We start from the raw sequence: 232 nt of genomic DNA, 5'->3' as shown, positions 1-232 counted from the left end.
TCCGTAACTAAAGTAAGGTAACGGAATACCGACCGTCGGAAAAAGCCCCATAACCATCCCTAAATTGATGGTAAAGTGCATTAAAAGAATCGAAGCAAAGCAGTACCCAAAAACGCGGGTAAAAGAAGATTTCTGCTGCTCTGCGAGGTAATATATCCTTCCGATAAAGATCATATAACACAAAATCAGGACTGCACTTCCTGCAAATCCCCATTCTTCGCCTACGGTACAA

1 protein-coding gene is annotated in these 232 nt (G+C 42.2%); it reads right to left on the bottom strand.

What is annotated here, in order from left to right:
* The coding region (locus ACPYOJ_RS37110) for an FtsW/RodA/SpoVE family cell cycle protein (RefSeq protein WP_481420646.1) at positions 1–232 on the bottom strand (232 nt) is incomplete at both ends.

The organism is Rhizobium sp. SVR5-9E (genome assembly GCF_056755095.1).
Note: the sequence above shows the minus strand (reverse complement) of the source record. Positions and strands in the feature narration are given on the sequence as shown.